The organism is Micrococcus sp. KRD026 (assembly GCF_017168445.1).
In the GTDB taxonomy this organism is placed as follows: domain Bacteria; phylum Actinomycetota; class Actinomycetes; order Actinomycetales; family Micrococcaceae; genus Micrococcus; species Micrococcus luteus.
In genome coordinates, this window is the sequence record NZ_JABFBA010000024.1 from 119,448 (window position 1) to 135,213 (window position 15,766).

The 15,766-nt window shown below is 74.4% G+C and carries 17 protein-coding genes; 4 read left to right on the top strand and 13 right to left on the bottom strand.

The window, feature by feature from the left end; translation table 11 throughout:
- Window positions 1-8: 8 nt before the first annotated feature.
- Window positions 9-1,730 carry an ABC-F family ATP-binding cassette domain-containing protein gene (locus J1M40_RS09200; RefSeq protein WP_206450730.1) on the top strand — a complete coding sequence of 574 codons (1,722 nt, stop codon included), beginning with the start codon at window positions 9-11 and terminating at the stop codon, window positions 1,728-1,730.
- A gap of 45 nt (window positions 1,731-1,775) precedes the next feature.
- Here the strand turns inward: J1M40_RS09200 and J1M40_RS09205 are convergent, their stop codons facing one another.
- On the bottom strand, window positions 1,776-2,225 hold the full coding sequence (locus tag J1M40_RS09205; RefSeq protein WP_020627043.1) for an SRPBCC family protein: 450 nt from the start codon (window positions 2,223-2,225) through the stop codon (window positions 1,776-1,778).
- 104 nt (window positions 2,226-2,329) lie between these two features.
- On the opposite strand from J1M40_RS09205, the gene J1M40_RS09210 reads away from it, so the two are divergent.
- Window positions 2,330-3,067 carry a Pr6Pr family membrane protein gene (locus J1M40_RS09210; RefSeq protein ID WP_020627044.1) on the top strand — a complete coding sequence of 246 codons (738 nt, stop codon included), beginning with the start codon at window positions 2,330-2,332 and terminating at the stop codon, window positions 3,065-3,067.
- 7 nt (window positions 3,068-3,074) lie between these two features.
- Here the strand turns inward: J1M40_RS09210 and J1M40_RS09215 are convergent, their stop codons facing one another.
- From J1M40_RS09215 to J1M40_RS09240, 6 genes are all read right to left on the bottom strand, one after another.
- Complete coding sequence (locus J1M40_RS09215; RefSeq protein ID WP_020627045.1) at window positions 3,075-3,905, bottom strand: alpha/beta fold hydrolase; 831 nt, start codon at window positions 3,903-3,905, stop codon at window positions 3,075-3,077.
- A 188-nt stretch (window positions 3,906-4,093) separates the two neighbouring features.
- On the bottom strand, window positions 4,094-4,621 hold the full coding sequence (locus J1M40_RS09220) for a hypothetical protein (RefSeq protein WP_020627046.1): 528 nt from the start codon (window positions 4,619-4,621) through the stop codon (window positions 4,094-4,096).
- Window positions 4,622-4,632: 11 nt separating this feature from the next.
- Window positions 4,633-5,223 carry a DinB family protein gene (locus J1M40_RS09225; RefSeq protein WP_010079843.1) on the bottom strand — a complete coding sequence of 197 codons (591 nt, stop codon included), beginning with the start codon at window positions 5,221-5,223 and terminating at the stop codon, window positions 4,633-4,635.
- Window positions 5,224-5,321: 98 nt separating this feature from the next.
- Window positions 5,322-6,866 carry a sodium:alanine symporter family protein gene (locus J1M40_RS09230; RefSeq protein WP_043281416.1) on the bottom strand — a complete coding sequence of 515 codons (1,545 nt, stop codon included), beginning with the start codon at window positions 6,864-6,866 and terminating at the stop codon, window positions 5,322-5,324.
- 139 nt (window positions 6,867-7,005) lie between these two features.
- The gene (locus J1M40_RS09235; RefSeq protein ID WP_145015856.1) at window positions 7,006-7,902 is read right to left on the bottom strand and encodes a MerR family transcriptional regulator; all 897 of its coding nucleotides are present in this window, start codon (window positions 7,900-7,902) and stop codon (window positions 7,006-7,008) included.
- Between the two features lie 134 nt (window positions 7,903-8,036).
- Window positions 8,037-9,098: a zinc-binding dehydrogenase gene (locus tag J1M40_RS09240; RefSeq protein WP_241252192.1), complete on the bottom strand. Its 1,062-nt coding sequence runs from the start codon at window positions 9,096-9,098 to the stop codon at window positions 8,037-8,039.
- 265 nt (window positions 9,099-9,363) lie between these two features.
- Here J1M40_RS09240 and J1M40_RS09245 point away from each other — a divergent pair, with 265 nt between their 5' ends.
- On the top strand, window positions 9,364-10,866 hold the full coding sequence (locus J1M40_RS09245; protein WP_070708971.1) for a long-chain fatty acid--CoA ligase: 1,503 nt from the start codon (window positions 9,364-9,366) through the stop codon (window positions 10,864-10,866).
- A 7-nt stretch (window positions 10,867-10,873) separates the two neighbouring features.
- Window positions 10,874-11,449, top strand: a complete 576-nt coding sequence (locus tag J1M40_RS09250; RefSeq protein ID WP_051995268.1) for a DUF6226 family protein — start codon at window positions 10,874-10,876, stop codon at window positions 11,447-11,449.
- A gap of 28 nt (window positions 11,450-11,477) precedes the next feature.
- Here the strand turns inward: J1M40_RS09250 and J1M40_RS09255 are convergent, their stop codons facing one another.
- The 6 genes from J1M40_RS09255 to J1M40_RS09280 all read right to left on the bottom strand — a co-directional run bounded on the left by J1M40_RS09255 (window position 11,478) and on the right by J1M40_RS09280 (window position 15,739).
- Window positions 11,478-12,230 carry a metal-dependent hydrolase gene (locus J1M40_RS09255; RefSeq protein WP_036315551.1) on the bottom strand — a complete coding sequence of 251 codons (753 nt, stop codon included), beginning with the start codon at window positions 12,228-12,230 and terminating at the stop codon, window positions 11,478-11,480.
- A gap of 177 nt (window positions 12,231-12,407) precedes the next feature.
- Window positions 12,408-13,142 carry an LrgB family protein gene (locus tag J1M40_RS09260; RefSeq protein WP_036315548.1) on the bottom strand — a complete coding sequence of 245 codons (735 nt, stop codon included), beginning with the start codon at window positions 13,140-13,142 and terminating at the stop codon, window positions 12,408-12,410.
- Window positions 13,139-13,501: a CidA/LrgA family protein gene (locus tag J1M40_RS09265; protein ID WP_036315546.1), complete on the bottom strand. Its 363-nt coding sequence runs from the start codon at window positions 13,499-13,501 to the stop codon at window positions 13,139-13,141. Before J1M40_RS09265 ends, J1M40_RS09260 begins: the two co-directional genes overlap by 4 nt.
- Window positions 13,498-14,205: a GntR family transcriptional regulator gene (locus J1M40_RS09270; protein WP_069941227.1), complete on the bottom strand. Its 708-nt coding sequence runs from the start codon at window positions 14,203-14,205 to the stop codon at window positions 13,498-13,500. The genes J1M40_RS09265 and J1M40_RS09270 overlap by 4 nt, the downstream gene beginning before the upstream one ends.
- A 268-nt stretch (window positions 14,206-14,473) precedes the next feature.
- On the bottom strand, window positions 14,474-15,481 hold the full coding sequence (locus J1M40_RS09275) for a GIY-YIG nuclease family protein (protein ID WP_070708970.1): 1,008 nt from the start codon (window positions 15,479-15,481) through the stop codon (window positions 14,474-14,476).
- 102 nt (window positions 15,482-15,583) lie between these two features.
- Window positions 15,584-15,739, bottom strand: coding sequence for a hypothetical protein (locus tag J1M40_RS09280; protein ID WP_158184087.1), 156 nt, complete (start codon window positions 15,737-15,739; stop codon window positions 15,584-15,586).
- Window positions 15,740-15,766 lie beyond the last annotated feature (27 nt).

Below are 15,766 nucleotides of genomic sequence, written 5' to 3' on the forward strand. Positions count from 1 at the left end.
CCCCCGCCCTGCCCGCCGGGCCCGCCGCCCACCTGCGCGGCGAGCACCTGACCGTCTCGCTCGGCGGGCACCGCGTGCTCACGGACGCCACGGTGCGGATCAACGCCGGCTCGCGGCTCGGGATCGTGGGTGAGAACGGGCGCGGCAAGACCACGCTGCTCCACGTGCTCACGGGCCGGATCACGCCCGACGTCGGCCGCGTGACGCGGGCGGGCACGCTCGCGTTCGTCCCGCAGGCGCTGCGGGCGCGGGCCGACGGGCGCTCCCGCACGGTGGGCGACCTGGTCCGCGACGCCCTCACGGGCCCGCACGCCGCACTCGAGGCCCTGGACGCCGCCGCGGCCGCCCTGGCCGAGGCCCCCGACGACGCCGGCGCCGGACACCGGTACTCCACCGCGCTGGAGCGGGCCCACCTCTACGACGCCTGGGACGCCGGCCGGCGCGTGGACATGGACCTCGAGGGGCTGCACGCGTGCACGGACCGCGAGCACCCCCTCACATCGCTCTCGGTCGGCCAGCGCCACCGGGTGCGCCTGGCCGTCACCCTCGGCTCCCGGCCGGACCTGCTGCTGCTGGACGAGCCGACCAACCACCTGGACGACGTCGCCCTGGACTTCCTCACCCGCCGGCTGGTGGAGCACCCGGGCGGGGTCGCCGTCGTCAGCCACGACCGCGCCCTGCTGCGCGCCGTGTGCACCGACATCGTGGACCTGGATCCCAGCCAGGACGGGCGGCCGCGGCGGTACTCCGGCGGGTACGCCGGCTGGGCGAAGGGGCGCCGCCGCGCCCGGGCCGCCTGGGAGCAGGAGTACGCCGAGCAGAACGCCGAGCGCGAGCGGCTGGAGCTGGCCGTGGAGGACGCGCGGGAGCAGATGCAGGGCTCGTGGCGGCCCCCGAAGGGCACCGGCAAGCACCAGCGCTCGAGCCGGTCGGCGGGGATCGTGCAGATGTTCAACCGGCGCTTCGACGAGCTGGAGGCGCACCGGATCACCGTGCCCGAGCCGCCCCTGCGCCTGGACTGGCCGTTCGCGGACATGCCCGACGGCGACCCGCGGGACGGCGCGGACGCGGCGGCGGGCACGGCGGGCGGGCCGGGCACGGCGGGCGACGACGTCCTGCTCACCGCGGACGCCGTGCGCGTGGCCGGGCGGCTCGAGCAGCCGATGGGCGCGGCCCTCGTGCCGGGCGGCCGCGTGCTGGTGACGGGCCCGAACGGGGCCGGGAAGTCCACGCTGCTGCGCGTGCTCGCCGGGGACCTGGAGCCCACGAGCGGCTTGGTGACCGTGGGCGCCGACGTGCGCGTGCGCCTCGTGGCGCAGGAGACCCCCGCGTGGGACGAGGAGCGCACCGCCGCCGCCGTGTTCGAGGAGCACGTGCGCCGCGTCGGCGCGGACGAGGCCGGCGTCGACGACCTGGGCCGTCCCCTGCCGGCCCCCACGCTGCCCTCGCTCGGGCTGCTCACCGCCGAGGCCGCGGACACCCCGGTCGGACGCCTGTCCCAGGGGCAGCAGGCCCGTCTGCACCTGGCGATGGTGCTCATCGAGCGCCCCCACGTGCTGCTGCTGGACGAGCCGACGAACCACCTCTCCCCCGCGCTCGTGGACGAGATGACCGAGGCCCTGCAGGTCACGGAGCAGGCCGTCGTCGTGGTGACCCACGACCGGCAGATGCTCGCCGACCTCGCCGACTGGCCGCGCGTCGAGCTGCGGACCGACGCCGCGGCGGTGTGAGGCGGGCGGGGCCCCTGGCCACAGGCCCGGCCCGGCGGTCCGCCCTCAGAGGTGCGCCCGGCACAGCCGCCGCAGCGCCACGCGGGCCGGCAGTCGGTAGGCCAGGGCGACGACGGCGGGCCCGTGGACCGTCAGCCCCGCCCGGGTGCCGCGGGGGGTGGCGGTGAGGTCGTGCGTCATGGAGACCGCCGTCCCGGCCACCCGCACCGTCCACCGCCAGGTGCGGGCGTCATCGTCGACCTCCTCGACCACGAACGGGACGCGCAGCCCCAGGGGCGCGTGGACCACGCCGCGAAGCCCGGCCCGCAGCCGGCGCCGTGGCGCCTCCACGGCGCGGATCTGCGGAGCCCACCGCGGCCACAGGCGCAGGTCGGCGTAGCGGGCCCAGGCCACGTCCACGGCGGCGGGCCCGGTCGTCGTCACGCGGCGGAACTGTCGGGGGCGGCGCGCGCGCCTCGCGCCGGCGGGGGTGCGGGTCCAGGGGGTCCGGATCATGGTGCCGAGCGTAGGGTCCGGACCGCCGGCCGGGACACGCCCGCCGGCCCGAGCGGCTCGGCCAGTGCACCGGGGGCGGCGTCGCGCTCCGGCAGGATGGGCGCATGACCCTCCCCACCCCCTCCGGCCGCTGGACGACGACGGCGCGGCCTGCCTTCGCCGTCGCCGCGGCCCTGTCCCTGGGCGGCAACCTGCTCTCACTGTGGATCGGCTCGTGGAAGTCCTCGGACCTGCCGGCCGACGCGGGCTACGCGGGCGTGCTCGAGGGCGGCTGGGAGCACATGCTCAACCAGCCCACGTACTTCACGTTCCTCTCAAACTTCCTGGTGGGGCTGACGTCCCTGCTGCTGGCGCTGCGCCTGCACCGGCCGGGCACGCTGTTCCGGGTGCTGCGGGTGACGGGGGTGGTGTGCATCGTGATCACGGGCGTGGTGTTCAACGTGCTGCTGCGGGACGCCGACCCGATGACCGCCGTCGAGCGGTTCAACGACACCCTGCAGCACATCGTCACGCCGATCCTCACCCCGGTGCTGTGGGCGGTCTTCGGGCCGCGGCGGCAGATCACGTGGCGGGTGGTGTGGTTGTCCACGCTCATCCCGCTCGCCTGGCTGGCGTTCACGCTGCTGCGCGGGCCGTGGCTGGACTGGTACCCGTACACGATCCTGGACGTCCCGCGGCTGGGCTACGACGGCGTCGCCGTCTACGTGGTGGCGATCCTCGTGTTCTTCGTGGCGGTCGCCGCCCTGCTGCGGGTGGCCGACGGCCTGCTGGCGCGGGCCGGCGTCGGGGTGGGGGCGGGCGCCGAGGCGGAGGCCCGGGTGGAGGCCCGTCCCTCCCCCTGACCCCGCCTCAGTCCGACGCCGCGCGGCCCACCTGCACCGCCCACGCGCGGACGAGCGCCTCGGCGACCTCCGGCTGGTCCAGGTGCACGTTGTGGCCGGCGGCGTCGAGCGCCGCGTAGGTGGCGCGCGGGTAATGCTCCAGGAGCGCGGCCTGGTCCCGGTAGCCGACGAGGTGGTCCTCCCGGCCGGTGAGGATCAGGGCGGGCCCCTCGAACGGCGGCGCGGCCTCCTCCGGCACGGCGTCCAGGACGTAGCGCGCGGACAGGCGCTTCAGCGCCTCCTCGTCCACGGCGCGGACGCCCGGCAGCGCGTGCTCGCGGAACCGCTCCCACGTGTCCCGCGTCAGCCGCGGGGACATCTCGAGGAACGGGGCGGCGTCGTCGGGGTCGAGGGTAGACATGAAGGCGTCGTCGCGCTCGCGCACCACCAGGTCGGTGCGGGTGCGCCGGTCCTCGTCCGGGTCGACGACGGGCGCGAGCAGCCCCAGCCCCAACACCTGCGCGCCGAACTCGGCCGCCACGTGCCGGGCGAGCAGGCCGCCGAGGGAGTTGCCGAGCACCGCGAACGGCCGCTCGCCGACCTCCGCGCGGATCCAGTCCACGAGCCAGGCGGCGAGCTCGGGGAGGCCGCCGTCGTCCTGGAGGGCCGAGGTCCGGCCGAAGCCCGGCAGGTCCACGTAGATCCGCTCGACCTCCCCGGCCTCGGCGAGGGCGTCGTCGAGCGGCAGCAGCAGCCGGTGGTCCACGCTGTTGCCGTGCACCGCGATCAGCGGGACGCCGGAGCCGCGGCGGACGACGTGGGGGTTCTCGGGGGTGTGCTCGGATGTGTGCTCGGTCATGGGTCCGAGCGTAGGGCTGAGCGCGCGGTGCCGCCCTCTCCCCGCCGCCCTCTCCTCGCCACCCTCTCCCCGCTGCCCCCTCCCCACCGCTTTGCGGGCCGAATGCGACGCTCCCGTGCCCGATTCAGGGGCTCATCCGTCGGATTCGGCCCACAAAGTGCTCGGCCGGGCCGCCCGGTGCCGGCCGGTCACCAGAGCAGCTGGTCCCCGCGGATCTGCGTCTGGAGTCCGTCGATGCGCCCGAGCACGGAGACCTGCAGCAGGGCCGGCCAGGCGTGCACCACGAGCCCCAGGGCCACCGCGACCACGCCCCAGACCAAATGCCCGACGGCCGCCAGCGCCACGCCCGCCACCGCGTGCAGACCCGCGGAGGCGGCGTGGCTGACGAGGGAGCCCACGGCGGCGGTGCGGATGCGCCGCAGGTCGGCCCGGCCGGTGATGCGGCGGCTGATGGCCGCGTTCCAGCCGACGGCGCCCAGCTGCCGGGAGAGCCAGTCGGTGCGGACCCGGCGGGCGAGATCGCGCCAGCGCGTGTCCCGCCTCCACGGCCGGTCCACGAGCTGCCGCGAGGGCTCCCCGTAGAACGGGCCGAACCCGAAGGTCCCCACCGTGAGCACGCCGACGAACAGCCCCGGCGCCGTCGGCGCCATCAGCACGAAGGCGGACATCAGGGCGGCGACGGTGAGGGCCAGACCGGCGAGCGAGCGGGGAGTCATCACCGCGGACGCTAGCGCACCGGGCCCGCACCCCGGGCGATCCCCTCGAGCCGCCGCACGTGCGCGGCCCACCGCTCGGCGTCCCAGCCGGGCAGGTTGTCCCCGGGGCCGCGCAGGCCGGCCTGCCCGTCGATCCCCTCGCGCAGGATGTCGGCGTGGCCGGCATGGCGGGCCGCGTCGAGGGCCACGTGGGAGAGGATCTGCGCCAGAGTCACCTCGGCCAGGTGCGCGGGCCACCAGGGGACCCGCCCCCGCGCGTCGAGGACGAGGGCCTCGATGGTCGCGTCCGCGTGCGCGAAGCATCGCCGCGCGTAGTCGAGGACGTCCTCGAGGGTCTCGTCCTCGGCGGCGAACAGGTCCGCGCCGTCCTCCTCGCCCACCCCCGGCGCGTCCCAGGGCAGGGGGATGCCGGCGGGGCGGCCGAAGACCTCGCCGAAGTACTCGAGCTCGCACGTGGCCGCGTGCTTGAGCAGGCCCAGCAGGTTGGTGCCGGTGGGGGTGCGGGGCAGGCGGACCTCCCGCTCGGGCAGGCCGTCCAGCTTCGCGAAGAGGGCGTCGCGCTGCCGGCGCAGCCCCTGATGGAGGATCTCCTTGTGGTCCATGGGGTGAGCCTGCCGGGATTCAGGCCGCGCGGACGGCCCTGGCCCGTGGCCCGACGTCGTCGCGGACGTCCGGCGCCCCGGGCCGCCGTCGTCGGTCCTCAGCCCTCCCGGCGCGGGACCACGGTGATGGCCCGGGTGTCCGGGGCGGTGTCCGCGACGTGGTCCATGGCCTCGTCCACGTCCCCGGTGCGCTCGTAGGCGGCGTGGATCTGTTCCCACAGGTGGGCGTTGCGGACGCCGATGGCGGCCGGGTCCAGGACGGGGTCCTGGCCGGCGCGGCGCTGGCGGTCGTAGTCCTTGAGCAGGCGGATGGCCACGGGGCTCAGGAGCACGAGCGCGAGGATGTTCACCCACGTGTACAGGCCCACACCGAAGTCCGCAAGGGACCACACGAACGCGGAGGTCTGCACGGAGCCGATGACCATGGAGGCGGCCAGCAGCAGGCGGGCGGCCGCGATGCAGATGCGCTGCGCCTTCTTGTTCGGGATCAGGTACGCGAGGTTCGTCTCGGCGTAGAACGCGAAGGACAGCAGCGTGGTGAAGGCGAACAGGAACACCGCCACGGCCACGAAGGACGGACCGAAGGACGGCAGGACGACGTCGATGCCGATCTGCACCCAGGCCGGGCCCTCCTCGACGCCGGGCAGATGCTCCACGATCGGGGGGCCCTCACCCGTGCCGAGCACGTTGAAGCTGTTGGTGGACAGGATCACCAGGCCGGTCATGGTGCACACGAACAGGGTGTCCACATAGGCGGAGAACGCCTGGGCCAGGCCCTGCTTCACCGGGTGGGAGACGTGGGCGGCGGCGGAGGCCTGGGCGCCCGAGCCGGTGCCGATCTCGGTGGAGTACACGGCGCGGCGCACGCCCCACGCGATGGCGGCGCCGAGCATGCCGGCGTAGACGGAGTCGGCGGCGAAGGCGCTGGTGAAGATCAGGGAGAACATGGCCGGGACCTCCTGCCACATCACCGCGACGACGACGAGCCCCACCAGGATGTACGCGCCGGCCATGAACGGGACCACGAGGCCCACCGTGCGGCCGAGGCGGTGCATGCCGCCGAACACGATCACGCAGAACAGCACGGCCATCCCGAGACCCACCCACAGCGGGTCCCAGCCCCACGCCTCGGTCGTGGCGGCGGTGACGGCGTTGGCCTGGATCTGCGGGCCGGTGAAGACCGTGGCGAACACGGTGGCCGCGGCGTAGGCGACCGCCAGCCACCGCCAGTTCCGGCCGAGCCCCTCGAGGATGTAGTACGCGGGCCCGCCGCGGTACTCGCCGCGGACCTTGTGCTTGTAGAGCTGTGCGAGCGAGCTCTCCACGAGCGCCACGGGGGCGCCGAGGATCGCCGTCACCCACATCCAGAACAGCGCGCCCGGGCCGCCCAGGTAGATCGCGGCCGCGACGCCCGCGATGTTGCCGACGCCGATGCGCCCACCCAGGGCCATGGCGAACGCCTGGAACGAGCTGATCCCCGCCGACGACGATCCTCCCCTGACCAGCTGGCCCACCATGTCCTTGAGCAGCCGCACCTGGGGAGCCGCCATGCGGATCGTGAAGTACAGGCCCAGGGCGAGGAGCCCGACGACCATGGGCAGGCTCCACATGATCGAGTTGGCGGCGGTGACGAACTGCTCCATGGTCACTTCCCAGGTCGTGGACAGGATCCGTGCACTCCATCACATTCGGGCCACCTCGGGCACCCCTGAGCCCCCGGGGGGTCTGCGCGGGACCGGCAGGGTCGGCCGGCCAGACACGCCGTGCCGTCCCCGCGCCGGCTCACCCCTGCCCCGCTCCCGCCTCCTCCCGCACCGTCATCGCCAGCTCGACGTGGCCGGCGTCCGGGTCCGCGAGGATCTGGCGGATCTCCGGCGCGGCGCCGGCATCCTCCACGTCGAACGCGTCCATCAGTCCCAGCAGGTCCGGATGGGGCAGCGCGCCGCCGGGGGCGTCGTCGAGCAGGTCGACCTCGCCCGCATCGGCCCGCACGTCCACGTACCGCTCCACGCGGCGCGGCAGCGCCCCGGTCACCACCTCGTGCCCGCCGACCCTGAGGCCCGTGGGAGCCGGGCCGCTCAGCGGGACGGCCAGGACGGTCTCCACGACGTCGGCGGTGCCCGGCACCGGACGCAGTGCCGTCCACGGCGGCCCGGCCGGTGCCGACCCCGCCTCCGCGAGCGCCTGGAACAGCGTCGCGAAGGCGTCGTTCGCGCGCTCGGTGGTCGCCTCCTCACCAGCCTCGTCCAGGGCCACCCGCTGCACGACGCCGGCCCACGGCGTCGGCCCGACCGTGCGCTCCGCCACGGGGCCGGGACGGGCGGGGGCGCCGTCGTCGTCAGGATCCGGGGCCGCGTAGACACCGGCGACCGCGAGCGCGAGCGCGCGGTCCTCGAGGTCGCGGCGGCGTCGCAGCTCGGCCGCGTGCGTCTCGAGCCGCGCCGGCAGGGAGGCCGGGTCCGCGAGGACGGACCGGACGTCGTCGACCGTGAGGCCGGCCGCCCGCAGGACGCGGATCTGCGCGGCCGTCCGGATCTGGCCGGGCGCGTAGCGGCGGTAGCCGGAGTGGGCGTCGACGTCGGCGGGGGCGAGGAGGCCGCGCTCGTCGTAGAAGCGCAGCGCCTTCGCGCTCAGTCCGGTGGCGAGGGCGAACTCGCCGACGGTCATCAGGGGGCTCATGGGGCGACCTTTCTCTCAGGTGATCCCAGCGTGGGCGTTCCCCCAAGGGGAGGGTCAAGCGTCGCCCAGCCTGCTCGAGACCGACGGCCAGGTCTGCCCCTTCCCGCTCGTGGAGGCCAAACGCCACGGCGGCCTCAGACCTCCAGCAGCACCTTGATCTCGCGGCGCTCGTCCATGGCCCGGTACGCCTCGGCGGCGTCATCGAGCGGCATGCGCGCGGTGAACACACGGCCGGGCTGGATCTCCCCGGACTGGATGCGCTCGATCAGCTCGGGCAGGAAGCGGCGGACGGGCGCGGGCCCGCCCTCGAGGTGGATCTCCCGGGCGAAGAGGTCGGAGCCGTCGAGGGTCTGGTCGTGGGAGACGCCCACGAACCCGACGTACCCGCCGGGGCGCACCGAGGCCAGGGCCTGGTCCATGGAGCCCTGCGTGCCGACGGCCTCGCACACCCCGTGCGCGCCGTAGCCGCCGGTGAGCTCGCGCACCTGGGCGGCGCCCTCCTCGCCACGCTCGGCGATCACGACGTCGGCGCCGAACTCACGGGCGAGCGCGGCCCGATCCTCATGGCGGGAGAACACGATGACCTGCTCCGCGCCGAGGGTCTTGGCGGCCAGGACGGCGCACAGGCCGACGGCGCCGTCGCCGACCACGGCGATGGTCTTGCCGGGGCCGGCCTGCGCGGCGACGGCGGCGTACCAGCCGGTGCCGAGCACATCCGAGGCGGCGAGGTAGTCGGCCAGGCGGTCCGGGTCCGAGGGCTCACCCCCGGGCACCTTCACGAGGGAGCCGTCCGCGAGCTCGACACGCATGTACTGCGCCTGGCTGCCCGTGTACTCGCCGGCGTTGACGCAGCGGGACTGGTAGCCGGCCTGGCAGATCTCGCACGTGTTGTCCGAGAGCATGAACGAGCCGATCACGAAGTCGCCGACCTCGAGGGTGGCGACGTCCTCGCCCTTCTCCACGATCGTGCCGACGTACTCGTGGCCCATGCGCCGGTGGTCGACCTTGTTGTGGCCGCGGTAGGGCCACAGGTCAGAGCCGCACACGCACGCGGCGGCCAGCTTCAGGACCACGTCCGTGGGCTGGGCGACGCGCGGAGTGTCCACCTCCTCCACGACGACGTCGCCCGGCGCACGCATGACGACCGCCTTCATCGTCGCGGGGATGGCAGGGGTGGCGGGGGTCTGTGCGGTCATGGTCTGTCCTCCGGTCTGGCCCGGCGGTCCGGGCGGCGGTGTGCGGGGACCAGTCTTGCGCCCCTGGGCCGTGGAGACGACACATCGACGTCGCAGGCGGGGCCGGTGGATGACCGCGCGCCAGCGACATCACCGCCGGGCAGAACCGCGGTGATGTCGCTGGCGTGAGGTCGGCCGACACACCCCGCTCGGCTCACAGCGAACGAGCGACCCCGGGCGTTACGCTGTGGTTCCCATCACATCCGACTCCCCCCGGAGGCCCGTCGTGACCCTCACCCTGCCCGCCCGCCTCGAGCGCACCGCCGCCGAGCATCCGCACTCCACCGCCCTGATCCTCGGCGAGAACCGCATGACGTACGCGGAGCTCCAGGACCAGTCCCAGCGCCTGGCCGGGCTCATGCGGCAGGAGGGCATCGGCCCCGGGGACCGCGTGGCGCTCATGGCGCCGAACATCCCGGCGTTCCCGGTGGTGTTCTTCGCGGCCCTGCAGCTGGGCGCCGTCGTCGTCCCGATGAACCCGCTGTTCAAGCGCCGCGAGATCGAGTACTACCTGGAGGACTCGGGCGCGTCGATGCTGTGGTCCGTGCCGTCCGAGGAAGCCGTGGAGGGCGCCCGCGAGCGCGGTGTGCCGCTGCGCACCCTCGGCGAGGACGGCCTCGCCCCGCACCTCGCGGAGAGCCCCGGCCCGGTGACCGAGACCGTCGAGCGGGACCTCGAGGACGACGCCGTCATCCTCTACACCTCCGGCACCACCGGCCGCCCCAAGGGCGCCCAGCTGACCCACCGGAACATGGGCACCAACGCGGACACCGCGGCGGAGACGCTGATCCAGCTCCAGCACGGGGAGACCGTGCTCGGCTGCCTGCCGCTGTTCCACGTCTTCGGCCTCACGTGCGCGCTCATGGCGCCCGTGACGACGGGCGCCAGCCTGGCGTTGATCCCCCGCTTCGATCCCGCCGTGGCCGCGCAGACCGTCCGGGAGTGCGCGGTGGACGTGTTCATCGGCGTGCCCACCATGTACGGGGCCGTGCTGGCCGCGGCCAAGGACCATCCGGAGGACCTGGCCAGCCTGCGCCTGGGCGTCTCCGGCGGATCCGCCATGCCCGTGGAGCTGCTGCGCCGCTTCGAGGCCACCTTCGACTGCGAGATCCTGGAGGGCTACGGCCTGTCCGAGACCTCCCCGGTGGCGTGCTTCAACCACCCGGGCGAGGAGCACCATCCGGGCTCGATCGGACGCGCCGTCCGAGGGTGCGAGATGCAGCTGGTGACGCCGGACGGGGCCGTCGTGCCCGAGGGCGATGAGGAGACCCTGGGCGAGGTGTGGATCCGCGGGGAGAACGTGATGAAGGGCTACTGGGGCAAGCCGGAGGCCACCGCCCAGGCCATCACCGAGGACGGCTCGTTCCGCTCCGGCGACCTCGCCCGGCGCGATGCCGCGGGCAACTACTACATCGTGGACCGCACGAAGGACATGATCCTGCGCGGCGGGCTCAACGTGTACCCGCGCGAGATCGAGGAGGTGCTCTACGAGCACCCGGCCGTCGCGGAGGCCGCCGTGGTGGGGGTGCCCCACCCGGAGCTCGGCCAGGAGGTCGCCGCGCACGTGGTGCTCGCCCCCGGTGCGCACGCCACGGAGGAGGAGCTGATCCAGCACGTGAAGTCCCAGGTGGCGCCCTACAAGTACCCGCGCACCGTGACCGTGCGGGACGGGCTGCCCAAGACCGCCACCGGCAAGATCCTCAAGCGGGAACTGACGCCGACGGAGTGATCTCGGGATGACCGCCCGGGCCCTCGTGTGGGCCGAGGTGCTTGCGGAGGCGGGCGCCGCGGTCGCCCCGGACCCGGTGCGTGGCATCCCGTTCGACGAGGCCGGGCGCGCAGACCTGGCGGTCCCCGTGGACCGGGCGCTGCGGGTGGCGCCGCCGGCCGACGTCGACGGCGCCTCCCCCTGGTGGCTGCTGGAGACGGACGTGCCCCAGGACGACGACGGCGGCGTCCTGCCGGTGATCCGGGTGGCGGTCGGGGCCCCGGGGCAGGTGCACGCGGTGCTCCCGGACTGCGGATGCGACGCCTGCGACCCCGGGTCGGATGAGCTGCTCGAGGCCGTGGACCAGGCGGTCGTGCGCGCGGTCGGGACGGGGGTGAGCCTGCGGGGCCGTCATGGGCTGCGGCGCCGGGACTGGCACGTGCACTGGCGCGAGGACGGCACGGCCGAGGGGCTGGGCCGGGTCCCGGGATGGCCGTTCGAGGCGCTCACGGACGCCTGCCGGGACCTGGCCGCCGGCGGCCGTCCGAGGCTGCCGCGTGGGACCGAGGCGACCGTGCGGGCGGGGTGGCTCCCGGAGGCGTGAGGGGGCGGCGGTGGCCGGGTGCCGCCGCTCAGAACAGTGCCGCCACCCCCCGAGCGGCGAGCGGGATGAGCCGCACGGCCCGCACCACGGTGAACGCAGTGACCACCGAGACGAGCGCCCACTCCCGCCAGGACCCGGTCCGGCCGAGCAGGGGGAGCCGGAACCGTCCGGAGGACTGCCACCACCACAGGCGCGCGGGGGGCTCCGGGCTGAGCGGCCAGAGCAGGGCCACCCCGTTGTTGGTGAGGGCGTCGCCGAGGATGTGCACGCTCACGCCGACGGCCACGGAGGCGGGGATCCACCACAGCCCGTCGCTGAGGACGGTCGCCGACACCGCGACCAGGATGCCGAGCGCCCACGCGGCCCTCCATCCCCGGTTCGGGAGCAGTCGGAGGGCCTTGGCAGCCACGGCCGCCAGGAACGCGGCGATGACCCCCTGCCCCGGCGTGTAGACGTGCCCCGCGATCGGCACCTGGATGGAGGCGGCCGCCGTCGCGATGGCGGTGAACGCCGCGACCCCCACCAGCGAGTGTGTGCCGCGCCGATGCCCGCCGGCCACGTGGCGGATGCCGCGGCTCATCCACTCGGTCAGGGGCGGCAGGGCGTGGACGACGGTGGCGCGGGGGTGGTCCCAGTCGCTGATCATGGCCGCGCCGGCGGTGGTCACGGCGCCGAGCAGCTGGAGTTCGGCGGGCAGGTGCAGCACGGCGATCGGCGACTGCCAGTGCGTGAGCGCCAGCCAGGCCGCGGCGCCGGTGGCCGCGTGGGACGGGCCCATCATGGGTGGGGTCCTCTCGTTCGCAGGACCGGGCCGCGTCACCGCGCCAGCGAGGGCCGGCGGGCGGCCCGCGGGGAAGGAAGAGGACCAGGGTGGCAGGCGGGGCGGACACGGTAAGGACGCCGCCGCGGCTGGAGCGGGTCGAGGCGGCTGCCCGGCCGGGGGCGGCCGCCCGGCCCCTCACCCCGTCATCGCCAGCACCAGCGGGGCCAGCAGGGCGGTGAGCACACCGGAGCAGGCCATGGCGAGGGCGGAGAACGCACCGGTCTTCGGGCCTTCGGCGAGGGCGCGGGCGGTGCCGATGCCGTGGGAGCTCACGCCGATGGCCAGGCCGCGCACGCGGGGGTCGCGCACGCGCAGCCGGTCGAGCACCCAGGGGGCCAGCACGGCGCCGAGCACGCCGGTGAGCACGGGGAGCACGGCGGCGAGGGAGACGATCCCGCCGCCGGCGTCGGCCACCGCCATGGCGATCGGCGTCGTCGCGGACTTGGGGGCGAACGTGGCGGCCAGCGCGGCGTCCCCGCCCATTGCCCGCACGATCAGCACGGCGCTCACCATGGCGGTCAGCGAGCCGACGGTGACCCCGACGGCGACCGGCAGCAGCAGCTTCCGGATGTCAGGGCCGGCCCGGTACAGGGGGACGGCGAGGGCCACGGTGGCGGGGCCCAGCAGGAAGGTGAGGTAGCTGCCGCCGATCATGTAGGTCTCGTAGTCGATGCCGGTCAGGGCCAGGAACGCGGCCACCAGCACGATCGTCACGAGCACGGGCGTGAGCAGGGCGGTCTGCCGGGCGGCGAGCCACAGGCGGCGGGAGAGCACAGCAACGGCGAGGGTCAGCGCGATGCCGAACAGCGGTGTGTGCAGGAGCGCGTCCCAGGCCTCGGCGAGGGAGTCGGTCAGTTCGGCGGCGTTCACTGTGCGTCCTCCTTGTCCGTGAGGCGGCGGGCGAGCGGGGCGGCGACGCCGGCGGTGACCACCAGCCCCAGCAGCCAGGGCACCACGAAGCCGACCAGCATCAGCGCCCGGTGTTCCTCGATGAGGCCCAGCACCGCGACGACGCCGACGCCCGCCGGGACGAACAGCAGCGGCAGGTGCTGGAGCAGGTGATGGCTCGCCGTCATCACCGGCGCGTCCTCGGCCGGCCGGCGCCACGCGAGCAGGCCGAGCAGCAGGAGCATGCCCAGCACGGCCCCGGGGATCGGCAGGTGCAGCGTGTCGGCCACGAGCGTGCCCGCCAGCTGGCAGAGCAGCAGGATCAGCAGGCCCTCGATCATCGGGGTTCACCTGCCTCGGACGGGCCCACGGGCGGCAGGCCGGGGACGACGCCGCTCCCCGCGGCGTCGAGGTGCGCCTGCAGGGCGCGCTGGGCGTCTGCGGCGCGCCCGGCGGCCAGCTGGGCGCAGATCTCGGCGTGCCCATCGAGGAGGCGGCGGGCGGCGTCGACGGATCCGCCGGTGGCGGCGTGGATCAGGCGTGCCAGGCGGGGGGCGAAGGTGCGCACGACCTCGTCGAAGGCGGCGTTGCCGCACGTGGCGATCACGTCCCGGTGGAACCGCACGTCCAGCGCGGAGAACGCCGCGAGGTCGCCGGCGTCCAGGGCGGCGCGCTGCTGCTCCAGGTTGGCGGTGAGCGTGGCGACGAGGGGCCCGACGGCGTCGGGCCGCGCGACGACCGTGGCGAGGGCGGTGGACTCGAGGAGGCCGCGCAGGGCCGTGAGGTCGGCCACGGTCTGCGGCGTGAGGGCCTGCACGGCCGCGCCCTTCTTGGGGAGGAGCCGCACCAGGCCCCAGCGCTCGAGCTGGAGGAGGGCCTCCCGGGCCGGCGTCCGGGAGATGCCGGCCTCCGTGGAGAGCTGGACCTCGGTGAGCATCTCCCCCGCGGCGATCTCACCGCGGACGATGCGCCAGGCGACGTCGTGGGCCAGGCGGCCGGCAGCCGTGGCACGACTGCCCCATAAGGGGTCGGAGAGTGGAGACATGCGGGCCAGAATAATCGGATGCATGCATGGATGTATGCATTGTGTCGGACTCGGAAGGGGTCCGGGTGGGGAGGCGCCCATGATGCCGGCGCCCACCCTCGCCCCATGACCGTCGCCATCACCCGTCTCGACCCCGCCGGCGCGGACCGCGCGGAGCTCATTGCGCTGCTCACCGGCAACGCGTGGCCCTTCCCTGTGCGCCCCACGTCACCCGGCCGGTGGCGAAGGAGGCCATCGAGGACGGCGGCAGGCACCACACACTGTCGGGTCACCAGCTCCCGATGTAGTCCTCCGGGCCGAGGAGACCCTGGGTGTCCGCCCAGGCTCCCCAGCGGTCGAGGAGGAGGGGGATGGCCTGGTCCTCCCACCAGGGCAGATGGACGAGGCCCTGACTCATGCCTCCGCGGTTGAACCGCTCCACGTTGACCTTGTCCTCGTCGTAAGGCTCGGCCCCCTCAAGGGAGCGATTGAGCGCATCGCGCAGGAGCCGGCCGAGTTCATACTCACTGGTGGGCATGGGGGTGTCGTCGAGCCGTTCAGCGAGCTCCTCCCAGAGACCGACGCTTCCCCGCAGCCCGTACTGGCTGGGGCGGCGGCGGAACAAGTAGCCGACGGTCGCGCGCGCCGACGAATGGACTTCCACCACGTCCACACCGCGCTTCGCCTGCTCCGCCAGGCCCGTGCGGGCCTTCCGGATGCGCTGGCGGAGCAGCTGTGCTTCGGGGCTGGTGCCGCCGTAGGTGAGGTTCAACGGCGGGGTGTGCGCGTCGATCACAGGCTTCTCAATGCCCCCGAGCGGTGTCACTTCCGCGAACCCGGCGGGTGTCTGCCACACGCGGACGGCGAGGTGACGGCGCATCCAGGTGGTCAGCTGCTCGCCGCTCTCCGGGGTGAGGGAGAATCGACCCGCGGAAGCGACGGCGACCGGCTCCAGGTCCAGCCGATCCACCAGGAGTGCGGCCAGAGTGCGGCGCAGAGTGGAGTGCGCGGTGCCGCCGCCCGCGAAATGCTTGCGTTCCAGGCGGGCCCGCAGGCTGCCCTCGGCCTTGCCGATGTAAAGCACATCGCTTCGACTGACAGACGTGTCCAATCGCAGCTCGGCTCGCACCGCGTCTGGATCCTGCGCGACAACCGCGTACAGCCCGGTCGAATCCGGCACGACCTCGCCGCCACCCCCGCCGATGACCACACCGCCGTCCTCGACGCGTGCGAACAGCTGGGGACCGTTCTGCAGAGCATGGGAAGCGGCCTCGATGAACCCCACCTTGGTGGTCATGCCAATGTCCTCTCTTCGTCCGGGACATCCACCCCGGCTACGCCTCGAGCCTACGGAGGGCCTTGGACACGGTAGGCGCCCTGGCGATAGATCGCTGACCCCTCACCGCGCCAGGATCCACCGGTCCTCGGGGTCGAAGACGTGGAGGTCGTCGCATGCGAAGCCGCGCAGCCACGGGACGTGGTCCACGACACGCAGGTACAGGCCGCGGTGCACACCGGACTCGTCGCCGATCAGCTGCTCAGCGGACACGTTCATCCCGACGCCAACCGCGCACAGGCGGGC